The 18,844-nt window shown below is 68.0% G+C and carries 15 protein-coding genes and 1 pseudogene; 11 read left to right on the top strand and 5 right to left on the bottom strand.

Annotated features, from left to right (window positions below):
• On the top strand, positions 1 to 921 hold the full coding sequence (gene folD / locus EJ903_RS09965) for a bifunctional methylenetetrahydrofolate dehydrogenase/methenyltetrahydrofolate cyclohydrolase FolD (RefSeq protein WP_126614665.1): 921 nt from the start codon (positions 1 to 3) through the stop codon (positions 919 to 921).
• Positions 922 to 925: 4 nt separating this feature from the next.
• Here the strand turns inward: folD and EJ903_RS09970 are convergent, their stop codons facing one another.
• Entirely contained in the window at positions 926 to 2,209 is a 1,284-nt protein-coding gene (locus tag EJ903_RS09970; RefSeq protein ID WP_210211412.1) for a LysR family transcriptional regulator, read from the bottom strand.
• 284 nt (positions 2,210 to 2,493) lie between these two features.
• Between EJ903_RS09970 and EJ903_RS09975 the strand changes: the two genes are divergently transcribed.
• The 7 genes from EJ903_RS09975 to gntR all read left to right on the top strand — a co-directional run bounded on the left by EJ903_RS09975 (position 2,494) and on the right by gntR (position 10,307).
• Positions 2,494 to 3,612, top strand: a complete 1,119-nt coding sequence (locus EJ903_RS09975) for a 4-oxalomesaconate tautomerase (RefSeq protein WP_126614667.1) — start codon at positions 2,494 to 2,496, stop codon at positions 3,610 to 3,612.
• A 21-nt stretch (positions 3,613 to 3,633) separates the two neighbouring features.
• Positions 3,634 to 4,995 carry an MFS transporter gene (locus tag EJ903_RS09980; protein WP_126614669.1) on the top strand — a complete coding sequence of 454 codons (1,362 nt, stop codon included), beginning with the start codon at positions 3,634 to 3,636 and terminating at the stop codon, positions 4,993 to 4,995.
• A 60-nt stretch (positions 4,996 to 5,055) separates the two neighbouring features.
• A complete protein-coding gene (locus EJ903_RS09985; protein ID WP_126614671.1) occupies positions 5,056 to 6,357 on the top strand; it encodes a gallate dioxygenase in 1,302 nt (433 codons plus the stop codon).
• Between the two features lie 10 nt (positions 6,358 to 6,367).
• Positions 6,368 to 7,396, top strand: coding sequence for an amidohydrolase family protein (locus EJ903_RS09990; protein ID WP_126614673.1), 1,029 nt, complete (start codon positions 6,368 to 6,370; stop codon positions 7,394 to 7,396).
• Positions 7,397 to 7,398: 2 nt separating this feature from the next.
• A complete protein-coding gene (gene ligK, locus EJ903_RS09995; protein ID WP_281274759.1) occupies positions 7,399 to 8,100 on the top strand; it encodes a 4-carboxy-4-hydroxy-2-oxoadipate aldolase/oxaloacetate decarboxylase in 702 nt (233 codons plus the stop codon).
• Positions 8,101 to 8,104: 4 nt separating this feature from the next.
• Positions 8,105 to 9,034, top strand: a complete 930-nt coding sequence (locus tag EJ903_RS10000) for a DUF1932 domain-containing protein (protein WP_126614675.1) — start codon at positions 8,105 to 8,107, stop codon at positions 9,032 to 9,034.
• A gap of 184 nt (positions 9,035 to 9,218) precedes the next feature.
• Entirely contained in the window at positions 9,219 to 10,307 is a 1,089-nt protein-coding gene (gene gntR, locus EJ903_RS10005; protein WP_246015414.1) for an HTH-type transcriptional regulator GntR, read from the top strand.
• A 66-nt stretch (positions 10,308 to 10,373) separates the two neighbouring features.
• Here gntR and EJ903_RS10010 read toward each other — a convergent pair whose 3' ends face one another.
• The 3 genes and pseudogenes from EJ903_RS10010 to EJ903_RS28145 form a co-directional block, all read right to left on the bottom strand.
• Entirely contained in the window at positions 10,374 to 10,691 is a 318-nt protein-coding gene (locus EJ903_RS10010) for a hypothetical protein (protein ID WP_126614677.1), read from the bottom strand.
• A gap of 78 nt (positions 10,692 to 10,769) precedes the next feature.
• Positions 10,770 to 11,987 (bottom strand): aminotransferase-like domain-containing protein, encoded by a 1,218-nt coding sequence (locus EJ903_RS10015; protein ID WP_210211413.1) that lies wholly within the window; start codon positions 11,985 to 11,987, stop codon positions 10,770 to 10,772.
• Positions 11,988 to 12,019: 32 nt separating this feature from the next.
• Positions 12,020 to 12,385, bottom strand: a pseudogene (locus tag EJ903_RS28145) (GntR family transcriptional regulator); the annotation flags it as partial.
• On the opposite strand from EJ903_RS28145, the gene EJ903_RS10020 reads away from it, so the two are divergent.
• The 3 genes from EJ903_RS10020 to EJ903_RS10030 all read left to right on the top strand — a co-directional run bounded on the left by EJ903_RS10020 (position 12,303) and on the right by EJ903_RS10030 (position 16,580).
• Positions 12,303 to 12,926, top strand: a complete 624-nt coding sequence (locus tag EJ903_RS10020; RefSeq protein WP_126614679.1) for an FMN-binding negative transcriptional regulator — start codon at positions 12,303 to 12,305, stop codon at positions 12,924 to 12,926. The pseudogene EJ903_RS28145 and the gene EJ903_RS10020 overlap by 83 nt on opposite strands.
• 430 nt (positions 12,927 to 13,356) lie before the next feature.
• On the top strand, positions 13,357 to 15,291 hold the full coding sequence (gene menD / locus EJ903_RS10025) for a 2-succinyl-5-enolpyruvyl-6-hydroxy-3-cyclohexene-1-carboxylic-acid synthase (protein WP_126614681.1): 1,935 nt from the start codon (positions 13,357 to 13,359) through the stop codon (positions 15,289 to 15,291).
• A 101-nt stretch (positions 15,292 to 15,392) separates the two neighbouring features.
• Positions 15,393 to 16,580, top strand: a complete 1,188-nt coding sequence (locus tag EJ903_RS10030) for an MFS transporter (RefSeq protein WP_246015416.1) — start codon at positions 15,393 to 15,395, stop codon at positions 16,578 to 16,580.
• A 104-nt stretch (positions 16,581 to 16,684) separates the two neighbouring features.
• On the opposite strand, the gene EJ903_RS10035 is transcribed toward EJ903_RS10030, so the two are convergent.
• The gene (locus tag EJ903_RS10035; protein ID WP_126614685.1) at positions 16,685 to 18,718 is read right to left on the bottom strand and encodes a methyl-accepting chemotaxis protein; all 2,034 of its coding nucleotides are present in this window, start codon (positions 18,716 to 18,718) and stop codon (positions 16,685 to 16,687) included.
• Between the last annotated feature and the right edge of the window lie 126 nt (positions 18,719 to 18,844).

Consider the following 18,844-nt stretch of genomic DNA (forward strand, 5'->3'; position numbering starts at 1 on the left):
ATGCGCATCAGCCTGCGTGGGCAGCCGGTCCCGGAGGACACCGATCCCCGGATCATCGACGGCAAGGCCATCGCCAACGCCCTCTTGGCCGACCTCGCGAGGGAGGTTGCGGCCCTCATCGAAACGGGGCAGCCCGTTCCCGGTCTGGCCGTCGTGCTGGTCGGCGACGACCCGGCCAGTCAGGTCTATGTGCGCAGCAAGGCCCGCCAGACCGTCGCCGTCGGCATGCGGTCCTTCGAACACCGTTTGCCCGCCACGGTGACGGAGGATGCGTTGCTGACGGTGATCGACCGCCTGAACGCCGATCCGGCGGTGGACGGCATCCTGGTGCAACTGCCCCTGCCCCGTCCTCTGGACGCCGCGCGGATTCTCGACCGCATCGACCCGGCCAAGGATGTCGACGGGTTTCATGTGGTCAACGCCGGGCGGCTGTCCGCCGGTCTGGACGCCCCGGTTCCCTGCACGCCGCTGGGGTGTCTGCTGCTGCTGCGGCAGGCGGTCGGCGCGCTGTCCGGGTTGCACGCGGTGATCGTCGGGCGCTCCAACATCGTCGGGAAGCCGCTGGCGCAGGTGCTGTTGCGGGAGAATTGCACCGTCACCATCGCCCATTCCCGCACCCGCGATCTGGCGGCGCTGTGCCGACAGGCCGACATCCTGGTGGCGGCGGTGGGCCAAGCCGGTCTGATCCGGGGTGATTGGGTCAAGCCGGGGGCGACGGTCATCGACGTCGGCATCAACCGCATCCCCACCGCCGACGGCCGGACCCGGCTGGTCGGTGACGTGGCTTTTGACGAGGCGCTGGCGGTGGCGGACCGCATCACGCCGGTCCCCGGCGGGGTCGGCCCGATGACCATCGCCTGCCTGCTGCGCAACACGCTGGCCGCCGCAGCGGCACGGCGCGGCGCTGCACACGGCCTTTGATCGGTCAGTCCCGGCCCTCGCGCGCCACGCGCAGCGGTGTGGAGGCGGCACGGATCGCGTCCAGAACGGCCAGCGCGGCGGGGGACAGCATCGCCCCGTCCCGCAGCGTGATGCCGATCTGGCGAACGGTCCGCCCCAACGCCACCGGCAACTCCACAAGATCGCCGGAGGCGATTTCATGGTGCAGTTGGTGGGGCGAGATGGCGGTGATCAGGTCGCTGGTCTTCAACAGGCCGCGCAGCACCGCCAGATCGCCGGTTTCCACCGACGGAACCGGCGGTTCGATCGCAAATTCGCGGAATGACTGATCGATCAAGCGCCGCCCCGGTGCCCCGGGCCGGGGCAGGATCCAGCGCTGGGGCAGCAGATCGCGCAACGACAGCGGCTGTCCCGCCAGGGGATGGACCGCCAGGGGATGGACCGCCAGGGGGTGGCCCGCGCGGGCGATGATGCCCAGGCGGTCCTCGAACAGGCTTTCGATGAGGAGTCCGGTGTTGCGCTCTCCGGTCCGCAGCGCACCGACGATCACGTCGATGTCGCCGTCGCGCAGACCGGCGACCAACGCCTCATACGGGCTTTCGACCGTGGTGACGCGGATGTCGGGATGGCGTTGCAGCGTCGCCGCGATGGCGGTGGGCAGAAGATGGGTCCGGCCCAGCGGCAGGGCACCGATGGTGATGTGGCCGCGCAGGGTCCCGGCGATGGCGGCGACGTCGGCGCGCATGTGCCGCAACTCCGCGACGATGCGCTTGCCGCGTGACACGATCAGCGCCCCGGCGTCGGTGACAACCATCCCCTGCATCATGCGTTGGAACAACGGTTGCCCCAGCGCACCTTCCATCCGCGACAGGGCCATGCTGGCCCCGGCCTGCGACAGGCCGACCTCGACGGCGGCGGCCGACAGGTTGCGCAGCTCGGACAGGCGGATCAGCAGCAGCAGCCCGCGACCGTTGAACAGCAGGCTGGTGATGGCGTGGCGTTCGACGGTCGGTTGCAGTTTGGCCAGACGCGACACCTCGTCCAGCGCGGCGGCGATCTCGTCGGTGATCCGACGCGCCCGGTTGCGCACGGCCTCGCCATAGGCGTTGAGCAGCATGCCCCGTGGTCGGCGTTCAAACAGGCTGACGCCCAAATGGCGCTCCAACTCGCCAACCGCGCGGGCGATGGCCGACGACGCCTTGAAGATCGCCTCGGACGCCCGCGCGATGGATCCGCTGTCCGCCACCGACAGAAAATCACGGATGTAGCGCAGGCTGTCTTCCAGCCGGACCGCGTCGGTGTCGCTCATTCGCCGCTCGTCTCCGCCAAGGTCCTGCGCCGCTCCATCCTAACCGATCCGACCGCTTGGGGAAACACCGCATCACGCGATGCGGTCGCAGTCATAGGAGTTGATCCAGCGGGGCCGCCTGAACCAAGGGTGCAAAACGGTGTCGGTTCCTCATGTTCTGGAAGCCGACCAACGGTCAAGGTCAGGCATCACGAAATTCGAACGCATGATCAGGCGGTGGCAACGGTGTGGTTGGCGCAACCGACTATAGTGCCACCCATCGTTTCCCCGCCCTGAGCATTGCGATGACCCACCACGCCGCGACGGTCTCCGGTCTTGTTCCAATCCCCTGCGTGTGGATGCGCGGCGGCACGTCCAAGGCCGCGTTCTTTCTTGCCCGGGATTTGCCCGCCGATCCGGACGCGCGCGACCGCCTGTTGCTGGCGGCGTTGGGCAGCCCCGACGCGCGCCAGATCGACGGGATCGGCGGCGGCACGCCGCTGACCACCAAGATCGCCATCGTCTCCCCCGCCACCGACGCCGGGGCCGATGTCGATTATCGGTTCGGCCAGCTCGTGATCGGTGCGGGCCGCATCGACTACGCGCCCACCTGCGGCAACATCCTGGCGGGCGTCGGTCCCTTCGCCATCGACCGGGGGCTGGTTCCGGCGGAGGATGGTGAGAGCGTCGTGCGCATCCGCATGGTCAACACCGGCGGCCTGTGCGCGGCGGTGGTGCGGACGCCGGGGCGGCGGGTCTCCTACGCGGGCGACCTGCGCATCAGCGGCGTTCCGACCCCGGGCGCGCCCATCGAACTGCGCTTCCGCGACATCGCCGGGTCAAGCTGCGGTGCCCTTTACCCCACCGGCAACCGTCTCGACCGGATCGAGGGGGTACCCGTGACCTGCATCGACAACGGCATGCCGGTGGTGCTGATCCGCGCGGAGGATGTCGGGGCCACCGGATACGAAACACCGGCCGAGCTGAACGCCGCCACCGCTGTGAAGGCGCGGGTCGAAGCGATCCGTCTGGCCGCTGGTCCATTGATGGGGCTGGGGCCGGTGGCCGGGAAGGTGGTGCCGAAAATGACGCTGGTGTCGGCCCCGCGCGACGGCGGCGATCTCAACACCCGCAGTTTCATCCCCCACACCTGCCACGACGCCATCGGCGTGTTGGGGGCGGCGTCGGTCGCCACCGCCTTCGCCGACGCGGGCACGGTCTGCGCCCCGCTGGCCGCCGCGCGCGCGCGGGACGGTCTGACGGCGATGGCGGGACCGCAAGATGTTTCGGTCGAACACCCGACCGGCGAATTCACCATCCGTTTGAGCGGCGGCCCGGACGGCGCGCCTGCGGTCGCCCTGCTGCGCACCGCCCGCCCCCTGTTCGAGGGCCATGTTCTGGTCCCGTCCAGCGCCGCACCCTGAACAAGATATTGGGAGGACACCATGACCGCGCCCGCCACACTGGAAATACGATCCTTCATCGACGGACGCCGCATGTCCGCGCGCCAATGGATCCTGACGGTTCTCTGCTTTCTCATCGTGCTGGCCGACGGCATGGATGTGGCCATCATGGGCTTTGTCGCCCCCTCCATCATCGGCGAATGGGGCATTTCCCGCCCGGCCTTCGGCATGGTCATGGGGGCGGCCCCCATCGGTCTGGCGGTCGGGGCGATCCTGGCGGGATCCTCGTCCGACTGGTTCGGGCGGCGGCGCGTGCTGCTGATGTCGGTGTTGAGCTTTGGGGTGTTCACCCTGCTCACCGCCTTCACCCGCGACCCGATGGAGATGGCGATCCTGCGTTTCCTGACCGGGCTTGGTCTGGGGGCGGCGATGCCCAACACCACGACGCTGCTGTCGGAGTATCTGCCGGAGCGGTCGAAATCCTTCCTGCTGGCGACCATGTTCACCGGCTTCAACTTCGGCTCGGCCCTGATCGGCTTCGTCGCCGCCTGGTTGCTGCCGGTCCATGGCTGGCAATCGGTCCTCTATTTCGGGGCCGCCGTGCCGCTGGCGCTGTTCCCGCTGCTCTGCGTCGCCCTGCCGGAATCGGCGCGCTACATGGTGGTGCGCGGCGTTGAGACCGACCGCATCCGCGCGGTGTTGTCGCGCATCACCGGCACCGATCTGTCGGGCTTTGCCCGCTTCACCCTGAAGGAGGAGGCGGTCGCGGCCAAGCAGCCCTTCGCCGTCCTGTTCACCCGTGCCTTTGCGCTGCGCACCTTCACCCTGTGGGTGACGTATTTCATGGGCCTGCTGGTCATCTATCTGACCACGAGCTGGCTGCCGACCATGATGAAGGACGCGGGCATGTCCATCGACCGGGCGGCCAACGTGACGGCGATGTTCCAATTGGGCGGGACCATCGGCGCGGTGCTGGTCGGGCTGGCGATGGACCGTTTCGGGGCCAACCGCACCATCGGGGCCGCCTATTGCCTGGGCGGTGTCGCCCTGGTGTTTCTCGGTGTCGGCGGGCTGCAATCGGCCTGGCTGGCCCTGGTCGTCGGAATCGTCGGCTTCTGCATGAGCGGCGCGCAGACCGGTCTGAACGCCTTTGCCCCCGGCTGCTACCCGACGCTGGCCCGCGCCACCGGGGTCAGCTGGATGCTGGGCGTCGGTCGGCTCGGCAGCATTCTTGGGTCGTCCATCGGCGGGCTTCTGCTCAGCTTCGGGTGGGGGTTCGAGGGGATTTTCTCCGCCCTGGCCCTTCCCGCCGTGCTGGCCGCCGGGGCCATCCTGCTGAACGGTCTGGCGTTGCGGTCGGTCGTGACCGATGACGCCGGACAACCCGCCCAGGCCCGGGGCTGAACACCCATCATTGCGCCGACCATTGCGCCCGACCGCGCGCGAGCAAGGAGACACCACAGCATGGCACGGATCATCGGCGGCATCGCCTGTTCCCACACCCCGACCATCGGATTCGCCGTGGATGGCGACAAGCGCCACGACCCGGTTTGGGCACCGATCTTCGAAGGGTTCGAACCGGTGCGCCGCTGGCTGGTGGAGAAGAAGCCCGACGCCCTGTTCATGATCTTCAACGATCACGTGACGTCCTTCTTCTTCGACCATTATTCCGCCTTCACCCTGGGCATCGACACCCAATACGGCGTCGCCGACGAGGGCGGTGGCGCGCGCGATCTGCCGCCGGTCCCCGGCCACGCCGCCCTCGCCCAGCACATCGGGGCCTCGCTGATGGCCGACGAGTTCGACATGTCCTTTTTCCAGGACAAGCCGCTCGACCATGGCTGCCTGTCGCCGCTGTCGGTGCTGTGCGACCGCCCGGACGGCGCATGGCCGGTCCCGATCGTGCCGCTGGCGGTGGGCGTGCTGCAATTCCCGATCCCGTCGGCGGCGCGCTGTTACAAGCTGGGCCGGGCGCTGCGCCGGGCCATCGAATCCTACCCGGAGGATATGACGGTCGCCATCGTCGCCACCGGCGGCCTGTCCCATCAGGTGCATGGGGCCAGGGCCGGTTTCAACAACACCGAATGGGACCGCCAGTTCCTGGACCTGTTCGCGAACGACCCGGAGGCGCTGACCCGCCTGACCATCGCGGATTACGCCGAGCTGGGCGGTGTCGAGGGGGCCGAGGTCATCATGTGGCTGATCATGCGCGGCGCGCTGTCGGCCAGCATCGAGACGGTGCACCAGTCCTATTGCCTGCCGTCGATGACCGGGATCGCCACCGCGATCTACGAGAACCGCGACCGGCCGCTGCCCAAGGACAAGGAGGCGGAGCAGCGCGCGCACATCGCCCATCAGTTGGCGGGGGCCGAGGCCATCGCGGGCATCCACCCCTTCACCCACGCGGTCAGCGTCCGCGCCTACCGTCTCAACAAATTCCTGCACCGCATGATCGACCCGGCGCACCGCCAACGCTTCCTGGACGAGCCGGAGGCGAGCTTTGCCGCCGCTGGCTTGACCGAGGAGGAAAAGGACATGGTCCGCCGCCGCGATTGGGACGCCCTGATCCGCTACGGCGTCATCTTCTTCATGCTGGAAAAGCTGGGGGCGGTCGTCGGCGTGTCGAACCTGCACATCTACGCCGCCATGCGCGGCCAGACGCTGGAGCGGTTCCAGGCCACCCGCAACGCCCCGAACGCCCTTTATTCGGTCGCGGGCAAGCAGGGCCGGGAAGCCCTTGCCTGGAACACGGACACGAGCAAGTGAGCGCACGCCCATGATCATCGACATTCACGGCCATTACACCACCGCACCCAAGGCGCTGGAGGACTGGCGCGCCCGGCAGATCGCCGGTCTGACCGATCCGTCCCAAGCGCCCAAGGCGTCGGACCTCTCCATCAGCGACGACGCCTTGATCGAGAGCATCGAGACCAACCAACTTGCCAAGATGCGGGAACGCGGTCTGGACCTCACCGTGTTTTCGCCACGGGCGAGCTTCATGGCGCACCACATCGGCGATTTCCAGACCTCCGCCACCTGGGCGGCGATCTGCAACGAGCTGTGCCACCGGGTCGCGCGACTCTTTCCCGACCATTTCATCGGCGCGGCCATGCTGCCGCAATCGCCGGGCGTCGATCCCAAGACCTGCCTGCCGGAACTTGAAAAGTGCGTCACCGAGTATGGCGTCGTCGCCATCAACCTCAACCCCGACCCGTCGGGTGGGCATTGGACGTCGCCGCCGCTGTCCGACCGTTCCTGGTACCCGATCTACGAGGCGATGGTCGCCTATGACCTGCCGGCGATGATCCACGTCTCGACCTCCTGCAACGCCTGCTTCCACACCACCGGCGCCCATTACCTGAACGCCGACACCACGGCGTTCATGCAATGTCTGACCTCGGACCTGTTCAAGGATTTTCCCACGCTGAAATTCATCATCCCCCACGGCGGCGGGGCCGTTCCCTACCATTGGGGCCGGTTCCGTGGTCTGGCGCAGGAGCTGAAGAAGCCGCAGCTCCGCGAGCATCTGCTGCACAACATCTTTTTCGACACCTGCGTCTATCACCAGCCGGGGATCGACCTGCTGACCACGGTCATTCCGGTCGACAACATCCTGTTCGCGTCGGAGATGATCGGCGCGGTGCGCGGCATCGATCCGGAGACCGGGCACGCCTACGACGACACCCGCCGCTACATCGACGCGACGCTGAACCTGTCCGATGAGGACCGCTTCAAGGTCTATGAGGGCAACGCGCGCCGCGTCTACCCGCGCCTGGACCGGGCGCTCAAGGCCAAAGGACGCTGATCATGAGCATGACCAACCGCATGAACACTCTGGGCATCGTGAAGCGCACCATCCTGCGGGCCGACCGGGCCGCAGTGGACCGCCTGTCCGCCTTCGGCGTCTCAACCGTGCACGAGGCCATGGGGCGGGTCGGGCTGATGAAGCCCACCCTGCGGCCGATCTACGCCGGGGCACGCCTGTGCGGCACGGCGGTGACGGTGCTGCTGCAACCGGGCGACAATTGGATGCTGCACGTCGCCGCCGAACAGATTCAGCCCGGCGACGTGGTGGTCGCGGCGGTGACGGCCGACAGCAGCGATGGATTCTTCGGCGATCTGCTCGCCACCTCCTTCCGGGCGCGGGGGGCGGTGGGGCTGGTCATCGACGGCGGCGTGCGCGACGTCCGCGATCTGACCGCGATGAATTTTCCCGTGTTCTCCAAGGCGATCAGCGCCAAGGGGACCGTCAAGGCGACCCTGGGCAGCGTCAACGTCCCGGTCGTCTGCGCCGGGGCGCTGGTCCATCCCGGCGATGTGGTGATCGCCGACGACGACGGGGTGGTGGTGGTTCCGGCGGCGGCCGCCGCCGCCGCCGCCGACGCCGCGCACGCGCGCGAAGCCAACGAGGCGGGCAAGCGCGCGCGTCTGGCCGCCGGGGAACTCGGCCTCGACCTGTATTCCATGCGCGAGGGGTTGGCGAAGGCTGGCCTCACCTATGTGGACTGACGCCATGACCCAAACCGCAACCCCTTGGCAGGACTGGACCATCGGCCTGATCGGCTATGGCGAGGTGGGCCGCATCCTGGCCGAGGATTTGGCCGCGCGCGGCGTGACCCGCCTGCTCGCCTCGGACATCAAGCTGGGCGGCCCGGACGAACAGCCGCTGATCGACCACGCCGCACGCCACGGCGTCGCCCTGATCGCCGATCCGGCCCGGCTGGCGGCGGCGGCCGATCTGGTGATCGTCGCCGTGACCGCCGCCCAGGCGGTGGCGGTGGCCGAAGCCGCCGCGCCGGGGGTGCGCGCGGGCGGCTGGTATCTCGACCTCAATTCCGCCTCGCCCGGTGCCAAGGCGCGGGCGGCGGAGCGGGTGGCGGCGGTGGGTGGCCGCTTCGTCGAGGGGGCGGTGATGACGTCGGTCCCGCCCTACCGGATCAAGGTGCCGCTGCTGCTGGGCGGCCCCGACGCCGCCGGGCTGGAACCGGGGCTGACCGCGCTCGGCTTTGCCGCCACGGTGGCGGACGCGCGGCTGGGCGTGGCGTCGGCCACCAAGATGTGCCGGTCGGTGATGATCAAGGGGCTTGAGGCCATGGTGATCGAAAGCTTCACCGCCGCGCGCGCCTATGGGGTTGAGGACGCGGTGCTGGCGTCGCTGGCGGAAACCTTTCCCGGCATCGATTGGGAACAGACCGGGGCCTATTTCTTCCAGCGGGTGATCCAGCATGGTGCCCGCCGGGCGGAGGAAATGCGCGAGGTGGCGCAGACGGTGCGCGAGATCGGCCTGACCCCCTGGTCGGCGTCCGGCACCGCCGACCGTCAGGCCTGGGTGGCCGAACAGGCCGGACAGGGCGTCTTCGGACCGAAGGACAGCCCCGCTTTCGCCCGGTCCGACGACTGGCGCGTCGAGGCCGACCGCATCCTGTCTCGCCCCCCATCGTAGGGGCTGGCGGCTGGAAGGGGACCGTCAGGGCGGAACCGGGGCACGAAGGTCCCGGCACAGGCCCGGCGGGCGGGTTTGAGGGCAGGTCAGACGACAATCGCCTTGCGCTGCGACGATGACGACCGCCATCATCCACCTCCGCGCGGCGTCATCCGCGTGGCCAGCGCCAAGGAACCGCCACCCCGTGACCAACCGCCGCCCGGAACCGCCCGCCCCCGCCACCGCCAGCCCCTCCGGCAGCAGCGCCGGAAAACCGCGCAAGCCGCGTTCCTCGCGCACCGGGCGGGCCACCATGGCCGATGTGGCGGAACGGGCCGGGGTCAGCGCCATCACCGTGTCGCGCGCCTTCAAACGCCCGGAACTGGTCGCCCCCGATCTGCGCACCCGGATTCTGGAGGTGGCGCAGGGCATGGGCTATGTCCCCAACCAGGCCGCCAGCGCGCTCGCTTCGGCCCGGTCGATGACCGTCGCGGTGCTGATTCCATCGATGACCAACACCGTGTTCGTCGAAACGCTGGCCGGGATCCACGACGTGCTGCACCCGCGCGGCTATCAGCTTCTGATCGGTGTCTCGCACTATTCGCCGGTGGAGGAGGAGCGGCTGCTGCGCGCCTATCTGCAATTCCAGCCCGACGGCATCCTGTTGACCGGCAACGACCACACCGCCGCCACCCAGACCTACCTTGCCGCTCTGCGCAGCCCGACCGTCCACATGATGGAACTGCTCGACGACCCGGACCGCTACAGCGTCGGCTGTTCGCAGTTCGAAGGCGGGCATTTGATGACCCGCCATTTGCTGGAACGCGGCTACCGCCGCATCGGGTTTGCCGCTGTGCAGTTGGACCCGCGCACGCTGGCCCGGCTGGACGGCTACCGACAGGCGTTGCGCGAGGCCGGGCTGTACGACCCCCGCCGGGTGTTGCAGGTGCCGGAACCCTCCTCCCTCAGCCTGGGCGCGGCGATGCTCGACCGCATCGTCGATGGCGAGGTCGATTGCGACGCCATGTTCTTCTGCAACGACGATCTGGCGCAGGGCGCGCTCTACCAATGCCAACGGCGCGGCGTGCGTGTGCCGGAGCGGTTGGCCATCGCCGGGTTCAACGATCTGGCCGCCTCGGCCTGGACCACCCCGGCGCTGACGACGGTGGCCACCCCGCGTTACGAGATCGGGCGGGAATCGGCGGCGATGCTGCTGGAGTTGATGGAAGGCCGCAAACCGAAGAGCCGCCGCCTGGATCTCGGCCTGCGCTTCGTCGGGCGGGAGAGCACCTGACCGAACCGGCGCGGCGTCGGAACCGCCACGGACGGAACCGACGCCGCGTTCACACACCGACCGGCGTCAGCTGTTCCAGCCGGAATAGCGTTCGCACAGCTTGTTCATGGCCGCACCCTTGTCGGTTTCGGCGAACTTCGCCAGGCTGCCCCGGAAATCGTCGGGGGTTTCGTTCCACATGCAGGTGCACCAAGCCTGGGCCTTGGTCTGGCCGGGGATCAGGCTGGCTTCGTCGCCACCGGTGTAGATGGACTTGGAATAGCTCAGGCACTGGGCGTATTGGGCATCGCCCGCCGGAACCGTGTTGTAGGTGTCGGCGGCAAAGGACGCACCCGCAGCGCAGAGAACAATCGCCGAAACAACCGTCGCAAGCACGCGTTTCATTCTTGTCACTCCCCATTGTCGCCAGGATGAGGCCCGGCGCGGCGCGCGCAGGGCTGTGCAACTCATATCAGATTTTTATCAATCCGATGAGCGGTTTCGCGCCACGACCAGCCCGGCCAGCACCGCCACCCCCCGGCGCACCGTCTCCGCGTCCAACGCGGCGTAGCCCATGACCAGACCGGCGCAGGCCGGGCGCTCCCCGCCCGGCGCGTAAAGCGGTGACACCGGATACAGCCCGATCCCGGCAGCCTGCCCCTCGGCCACCAGCGCGGCCTCCTGATCGGCGGGGATTCCCGGCAGCCACAGCACGACGTGCAACCCGGCCTCGGTTCCGGCCACCAGGGCGGAATCGCCCAGCTCAGTCGCCAGCGCCGCCAGCAGCGCCGCCCGCCGCTCGGCGTTCCTGCGGCGGACGCTGCGGACATGGCGGTCATAAGCCCCGCTGATCATCAGGTCGGCCACCGCCTCCTGCTCCAACAGCGGGGCGTGGCGGTCGGTCAGGCGCTTGGCCTCGGCAAAGGGCCGCTCCAACCCCGGCGGGACGACGAGGTAGCCCAGCCGCAGGGTTGGCGACAGCGTTTTCGACAGGGTGCCGACATAGATCACCGACTCCGGGGCCAGCGTCTGGAGCGGCGGAATCGGGGCGACGCCGTGACGGTACTCCCCATCGTAATCATCCTCGACCACCACGCCGCCGCCGCGCGCCGCCCAGTCCAGCAAGGCCCGCCGCCGCGCCGCCGACAGCACCCCGCCCAGCGGAAACTGGTGCGACGGCGTGACATAGGCCAGCGCCGCCGCCGCCAGCGCCTCGCCGCGCAACCCGTCGGTGCGCAGGCCCTCGGCGTCCACCGCAACCGGAATCTCCACCCCGCCAACCGCCGCAAAGGCATGGCGCGCCAGCGCGTAGCCGGGGTTTTCGAACAGAAACCGGTCGCCAGGGTCGAGCAGCAGCCGCGCGCACAGATCCACCCCCTGTTGCGAGCCGTTGACAATGATGATCCGCTCCGGCGTGCAACGGATGCCACGCGCGCGCCACAGATAACCGTGCAGCGCGTCCCGCAGCGACTCCGACCCGCGCGGGTCGTCGTAGCGCAGCCGCGCCGGACGCCGCAGGCAGACCCGGTTGACCGCCCGTCGCCACGCCAAAACCGGAAAATCCGCCCCCGACAGGTCGCCATAGCGGAAATCCGCCACCCGCACCGACCGCGTCGGAGCCGGAGGCGGCAGCGCCAGCAGCCGCTGGGCAAAGGCCGACAACCGACGCGCGCCGTCCGGCGGCGGTTCGGCGGTGGGCATCGCCGCCCCACCCCCGGCACCACCACCGCCCGCGCGCCGGGGCGGCTGTCCAGAAAGCCCTCGGCGATCAATTGCCCATAGGCCGCCGTCACCGTGGTGCGCGACACTCCCCACTCCGCCGCCAGGGCGCGGGTGGCGGGCAGACGGCTGCCGGGCGGGTGAAAACCGTTGTGGATCCGTTCCTTGATCGCCGCCACGATCCGCCGCGCCACACCGTCCTGCATCAACTGGCCCACCAAAATGCGTTGGAACTGGATGTTCCCCCAATCCAGATTGTCTGTCATCCGTGGGGAACGACGCAAGGAGACCACACCGATGCACATTCCCCCCGCCTTTCGCGACGACGACACCGACCGGGTGCGGGACACCATCCGCGCCACCCGGCTTGCCCAGATCATCACCGCCACCGCCGATGGGCCGCTGGCCACCCCGCTGCCGCTGCTGTTCGACGAGACGGAGGGCGAGCACGGAACCCTCTACGGCCATTTTTCGCGCGCCAACCCGCAGGCCCACACCCCACCGATCGGCGACGCGCTGGCCCTGTTCATGGGGCCGGACGCCTATGTCTCCCCCGGCTGGTATCCGACCAAGCGGGAGACGGAAAAGGTGGTCCCGACCTGGAACTACATTGCCGTCCAGGCCTTTGGTCCGCTGGAGGTCTTCGACGACCCCGCCCGCCTGCTGGCGCTCGTCACCCGCCTGACCGACCGGCACGAGGGCGGACGCCCCACCCCCTGGTCGGTGGCGGACGCCCCGCCCGACTTTATCCAGGCCCAGTTGCGCGGCATCGTCGGCCTGCGCCTGCCGATCCGGCGGCTGGAGGGCAAGCGCAAGCTCAGCCAGAACCGCAACGCCGCCGACCGCGCCGGTGTGGCCGCCGGTCTGGCCGCCAGCCCGCTGGACAGCGACCGCGCGGTGGCTCCGCTCATCCCGCTGTAACACCGACCCGCCCATGACGTGACACGCCGCGTTGCGTTCAAACGGACCGCATCACACCACAAACCGCCTTGAAAGGCAGGGGCCGCACCGGCAACGGACGGCCCTTTCTTTTGCGCCTGCCCGGACGCCGGATCGAGGTGCCAATGGGATAAAACCTTAAGGTGTTTTGCGATTGCACAAAATCTCTGATCGGTGGTCAAATTTTTTGATAAAATGCGAGTTGTTTCCAAGAATCATCGTCTCAATCCGACACACATTCGTGTTTCACGCAATTTAAACCACGCTCAATTGCAGTTTTATGATTCGAAAATAGTTCGCGCTGCGCTGCACATTCATCGAATGAGAGGAAATCTTTTTATTTTTTCCCTCAATGGTGCAATAACCGGGTGTCCGCGCTGTGTTGGCGGCCGTCGCAAAGGAGATTCACCGCATGAGTGCAACTGGCAGTCTCGACCTCGTCAAAGCCGCGCCCGCCGCCGCGACGAGCGCGCCGCCGACCGACAACCGCCCGGCGGAAAAGGACAACACGACCTTTCGCGGCATCGTCCAGGGCGACGCCGAACTGAATTTTGAATGGGCGGCCTTCCTGATCGATTCGCTGGTCGCCGCCGGTGTGACGCACGCCGTGATGTGTCCGGGTGCCCAGATGGCCCCGCTCGCGCTGGCCTGCCGCGCCAACCCGAAGCTGCAAATCTCTGTGGTGATCGACGAACGGTCGGCCGCCTTCTTCGCGTTGGGCCTGTCGCGCGTCAGCCGCCGCCCGACCATCCTGATCTGCACCTCCGGTTCGGCGGTGGGCGAGTTCTTCCCGGCGGTGATGGAGGCGTCGACCGGCCTCATCCCGCTGATCCTGCTGACCGCCGACCGCGCGCCGGAAAATCAGGACCGCTGCTCGGCCCAGGCGATCGACCAGATCCGCGCCTATGGCGAGCATGTCCGCTCCTCCCACAGCCTGCCGCTGCCGGACGCCAGCATCGGCACCCTCTCGGCCCTGGCCTCGCGCATTTACGAACAAAGCCTTTGGCCGATGCCCGGCCCGGTCCATGTCAACCAGCCCTTCCGCGACCCGCTGGTCCCGAAGACGCGCAACAAGCGCGCCGTTCCCCAGCCGCCGACCATCACCGAACCGGTGATCCAACTGCGGGCGGAGGATGTGGAGCGGATGGCCGACACGCTGTCGGGCCGTCGTGGCGTCATCGTCTGCGGTGCCACGGAGAATGTCGAGGAGCCGGGCTTTGCCGACGCGGTCTATGAGCTGGCCCGCCAACTGGCCGCGCCGATCATCGCCGATCCCTTCAGCAACCTGCGTTTCGGCGCGCCGGCCGACGCGGGCGTGATCGCGCGGGCCGACGCCTTCCTGCGCGCCAACCGCTTCACCGAAACCCATCAGCCGGAATGGATCCTGAATTTCGGCGGCCCGGCGATGTCCAAGCCGGTGCTGAGCTACATGCAGGAATCCAGCGCGTCGGATTACATCGTCGTCGATCCGACCACCCGCTGGTCCGATCCGCTGCTGCGCGCCACCCACCTCGTCCGCTCCAGCCCGGAAACCCTGTGCCGGGCGCTGACCGGATCGGGCCGCCTGAAACCCGCGCCCGATGTGTGGCGTCAGTCCTTCATGGCCTGCGACGCCTTCATCGACACGCTGTCGCGCAGCGCCTTCGACACCACGCTGTGGGAGGCCCCCATCGTTCGCCGCCTGATCAAGGCCGCCCCGGACGGGGCGGTGGTGTTCTCCGGCAACTCGATGAGCGTGCGTGATTTCGACAGCTTTTCGGGCAGCACCGACACCCGCCTGCGCCTGCTGGCCAACCGGGGGACCAACGGCATCGACGGATCCATCGGCACCCTGACCGGCATCGCGGCGGCCCAGCGCCACACCAAGACGGTGTGCATGATCGGCGACATGGCCTTTTCCCACGACGTCGGCAGCCTGCAGCTGGCGGGCGATCTGGACATCGTGGTGGTGGTTCTGAACAACGGCGGCGGCGGCATCTTTGAGTATCTGCCGACCGCCAACGTGCCGGAATATCAGGATTTCCTGTCGCCGCCGACGCTCAGCATCGGCACGGCGGCCAAGGCCTGCGGCTGGCAGCATTGGGAAATCGCCGATCTGGACGGCTTCAACCGCGCTCTGGAGGCCGCGATGGCGGCCAAGGGACCCTGCCTGATCGAAGCGGTGATCGACCGCAAGGAGTCCGTCCGCCAGCACAAGCTGTTCTGGTCGGCGGTGAACGGCATCAACGCCACCATCCGCCTGCGCGGTCCGGAGGGCATGATCGCCACCTTCGGCCAGACGCAGCCGACCTCGCAACCCGCCTCGCAGGACGCCACCGACGACAGCCTGGATTTCGACCGCGACTGATCGGCCTCCATCGCGTTTGACCACCACGTCCGTGTCCGGGTGGGACAGGGGGAGCACCCCCCTGCCCTGCCCGGACACAAACGTTTATGGGAGGGGTTCCCTTGTCCACACTGGCACAGGATGCCACCACCGCCGTCCGGCTTCAGGAACGGATCGCCGTGTTCCTGCTTGGCTTTTCCGCCTTTTTGCCGCTCTACGCCCCGCAATCGGTGTTGCCCCAACTGGCCGCTGATTTCGGGACCACCCCGGCGGCGACCGGCGGGGTGATCGGCGCAACCACGCTGGCGGTGGCCTGCTCCGCCCCGGTCGCCGGGCCGCTGACCGACCTGTTTGGCCGCAAGCGCGCGATGCTGACCGCCATTCTGCTGTTGGTCCCGCTGACGCTGCTGCTGACGCTGTGCCATGACCTGACGCAGCTTCTGGGCGTGCGGTTTTCCCAGGGAATCGCCCTGCCCGCCTTGTTCACCGGGGCGGTGGCCTACATCAGCAGCCGCTGGAGCGGATCGCAGGCGGCGGCGATGACCGGGCTGTTCGTGTCGGGGTCGGCGATGGGCGGTTTTGCCGGGCGCTTCGTCGCCGGGCTGCTGGCGGAGTTGGTGAGCTGGCAAAGCGGCTTCACCGCGCTCGCCCTCATCTCCGCGCTCTGCGCGCTGGTCGTGCTGCTGTGGCTGCCCGCCGACCGGGGCCGCCCGATCGAGGGGATCGCCGCGCACGTCGCCGGGATGCGCGCCCATCTGGCCAACCCGCGCATCCGCGCGGTGTGCGCCTTTGGCTCCACCGTGCTGTTTTCAATGACCGCGACCCTGTCCTATGTCGGTTTCCACCTCGCCGGACCGCCCTTTCTGCTGACGGCGAGCGGCATCGGTCTGGTCTTTCTGGTCTACCCGATCAGCGCCTCGGCGGCCCCGTTCAACGGGCGGCTGATCCAGCGCTTTGGCACACGCGGGGCCTTTCTGGCGGCGCTGGGGGTGTGTTTCTGCGGCCAGATGGTGCTGCTGCTTCCCCATCTCGTTGCGGTGATCGCCGGCATCGGCCTGTTCATCGCCGGGATCTTCCTGTGCCAATCCCTCGCGCTCGGCTATGTCGGCCGGACCGCCACCGTCAACAAGGGGGCGGCGGCGGGGCTGTATGTCTGCTTCTTCTACATCGGCGGCAGCCTGGGCGCTGTGCTGCCCGGCCTGTCCTGGACCGCCGCCGGTTGGCCGGGCTGCGTCGCCCTGGTCTGCACCGCGCTGGGGGTGGGGGCGGTGATCTCCCGCGCCATGAGCGACGCGCCCCGCCCGGCCTGACGCCACCGACCCACCCCAGCGCCCAAACAACAAAAGCCCCTTCCCCGCTGCCGCAGGGAAGGGGCTTTTGCGTGAAACGGACGGCCGATCGCGCCCTGTGACGGTCAACCGACCCGGATGCGGTCGGTGAAGGAGTTGACCTCCTGCTTCAGAACCGCCGTCTGGTCGGACAGCATGCCGGAGCTGCCCAGCAGGGTTTCCGCCGACGATCCGGCGTCGGTCGCCTTGTGCAGCACATGGGTGATGGTGCTGGCGACCTCGGTGGTCCCGAGTGCGGCCTGGCGGAGATTCTCGGAGATCTCCTGCGTCGCTTCGAACTGGTGCTGCACCGCCGTGGAAATGCTGATGGCGATGCTGTCCATCCGGTTGATGGTTTCACCGATGCGGCGGATGGCGTCGACCGCGTTCTGGGTGGAGGATTGGATGGCGTCGACCTGCACGCTGATTTCGCCGGTGGCGACCGTGGTCTGGTTGGCCAGCGTCTTCACCTCGCTCGCCACCACGGCGAAGCCCTTGCCCGCTTCGCCCGCGCGGGCGGCTTCGATGGTGGCGTTCAGCGCCAGCAGGTTGGTTTGCTTGGCGATGTTTTCGATCAGATGGATGACGTCGCCGATCCGGCGGGCCGCTTCCGACAGGGCGGCGACCACGTCGTTGGTCTGGCGCGCTTCGTCCACGGCGTTGCGGGCGATGTCGGTCGATTCCGACGCCTGGGAGCTGATGGCCGCGACCGAGCGCGACAGCTCTTCCACCGCCGCCGCCACCATCTGCACGTTGGTGCTGGCCTCCTCCGTCGCCGACGCGCCTTGCGCAGCGAGTTGGAGCGTCTGTTCGGCCACCTCCGACACCATCTTGGCGTTGGTCTGGACGATTTCCGATTCCCGGACGACGTGTTCGACCACGTCCATCACGGTGCTTTCGAAATTCTGCGCCAGCCCGTTCATGGTCGCGCGCTTTTCCGCCTCGTTGCGGGCGCGGGATTCCTCCTGCTCGTGCCGCATGCGGTCCATGTTGATGGCGTTTTCCTTGAACACCTGCACCGCGCGGGCCATGTCGCCAACCTCGTCGTGGTTGCCGGTGGCCGGAATCTCGGTCGCGGTGTTGCCCTTGGCCAGCGCGGCCATCGCGGTGGTCATGCTGCGGATCGGCCGCACGATGGAGGCCGCGATCAGAGCAGCGAACACAATGCCGCCCAACAGCGCGATCAAGGGTGTGACCACGGCCTGCCGTCCACTGGAGTCGATGGACACCAGCGCCCGCTCCTGCGTCTGCTTTTGCAGATCGGAGAAGGAGGTCACGATGGCGCGCACACCGGAAATAAGCTGATCCAGGATCAGGCGGATCTTGTTTTGGGTCTCCAGCAGCTTTTGCGTGCCGCCGACGGCGGTTTCCAGCCCTTTGGCAAAGGCCGCGATCTGCGGCTCCATCGCGGTCAAGAAGCGCTGGATGCGACGATTGGCGGCGGTCTTGGCCTTGGCGTCGGCCACCGCCTCACCCAGACGGGTCAGTTCGTTCTTGGCCGATCCGGCGTCGTTGGGATCGAAGGTTGAGAAATAGCGGGCCGCCGACATCCGGGTTCCCTGCAGGGCCTGCTGCAACCGCAGGGCGGCCTGCATCGTTTCGGCTTCCGTGCCGGACTGGGCGGCGTCGACGATGGCCATCGCCGTGGTGTTCAGCTGCGCGCCGACCAGAAAGGTTTGCCCCACCCCCTCGCGCCGCAGCACCACCGCGTTGACGACGTCGTCGAACGCCGCGCGGTATTGGCTGGCGATGGTGGTCAGGGCCGACATCTTCTGTTCATCGACCGGCGAATTGGTCTGGGTCTTGAGATTGGCCAGCGCCTTTTCAAACTCCTCGACCTCCTTGCGCGCGCCCGCAAGGTCCAGTTCGGTCTGCGAGGCGATGTAGGTCAGGACCGCGCGGTCCATGCGCTCGCTGAGATCGGCCAGATGGGAGGTGGTCAGCGCGTCCTGGCCGGTGTCCATGACATGATCCAGCTCTTCGCCGATCTTGCGGACGCTGCTGACATACTGCACGCCCAGAAACACGATCAGGCAGATCATGGCCAGGAAGCCGATGAATATCCTGTGCGAAATCTTGAGGCGCGACGCCAGTCTGCTTTTCCCGCCAGGGCTGTTCATGGTCAGTGTCCTGTGTCTTGCACGCCGTGCGGACGCGTGGATTCAAGAAAGTGTCAAAACAAAAAGGGAGAGGTCTTTCGTCTGGAGCCACCCGTTCGAAATCACCCCTCCCTCCCGTCATACGGT

This window comes from Azospirillum griseum, assembly GCF_003966125.1.
In the GTDB taxonomy this organism is placed as follows: Bacteria; Pseudomonadota; Alphaproteobacteria; order Azospirillales; family Azospirillaceae; genus Azospirillum; species Azospirillum griseum.

Coding starts and splice junctions, on each gene's coding strand:
- EJ903_RS10035 (WP_126614685.1), bottom strand. CDS start 18,718: ATGAACAGCCCTGGCGGGAAAAGCAGACTGGCGTCGCGCCTCAAGATT.
- EJ903_RS09970 (WP_210211412.1), bottom strand. CDS start 2,209: ATGAGCGACACCGACGCGGTCCGGCTGGAAGACAGCCTGCGCTACATC.
- EJ903_RS09985 (WP_126614671.1), top strand. CDS start 5,056: ATGGCACGGATCATCGGCGGCATCGCCTGTTCCCACACCCCGACCATC.
- EJ903_RS10000 (WP_126614675.1), top strand. CDS start 8,105: ATGACCCAAACCGCAACCCCTTGGCAGGACTGGACCATCGGCCTGATC.
- EJ903_RS10015 (WP_210211413.1), bottom strand. CDS start 11,987: ATGCCCACCGCCGAACCGCCGCCGGACGGCGCGCGTCGGTTGTCGGCC.
- ligK (WP_281274759.1), top strand. CDS start 7,399: ATGAGCATGACCAACCGCATGAACACTCTGGGCATCGTGAAGCGCACC.
- folD (WP_126614665.1), top strand. CDS start 1: ATGCGCATCAGCCTGCGTGGGCAGCCGGTCCCGGAGGACACCGATCCC.
- EJ903_RS10010 (WP_126614677.1), bottom strand. CDS start 10,691: ATGAAACGCGTGCTTGCGACGGTTGTTTCGGCGATTGTTCTCTGCGCT.
- EJ903_RS09990 (WP_126614673.1), top strand. CDS start 6,368: ATGATCATCGACATTCACGGCCATTACACCACCGCACCCAAGGCGCTG.
- EJ903_RS09980 (WP_126614669.1), top strand. CDS start 3,634: ATGACCGCGCCCGCCACACTGGAAATACGATCCTTCATCGACGGACGC.
- EJ903_RS09975 (WP_126614667.1), top strand. CDS start 2,494: ATGACCCACCACGCCGCGACGGTCTCCGGTCTTGTTCCAATCCCCTGC.
- menD (WP_126614681.1), top strand. CDS start 13,357: ATGAGTGCAACTGGCAGTCTCGACCTCGTCAAAGCCGCGCCCGCCGCC.
- EJ903_RS10020 (WP_126614679.1), top strand. CDS start 12,303: ATGCACATTCCCCCCGCCTTTCGCGACGACGACACCGACCGGGTGCGG.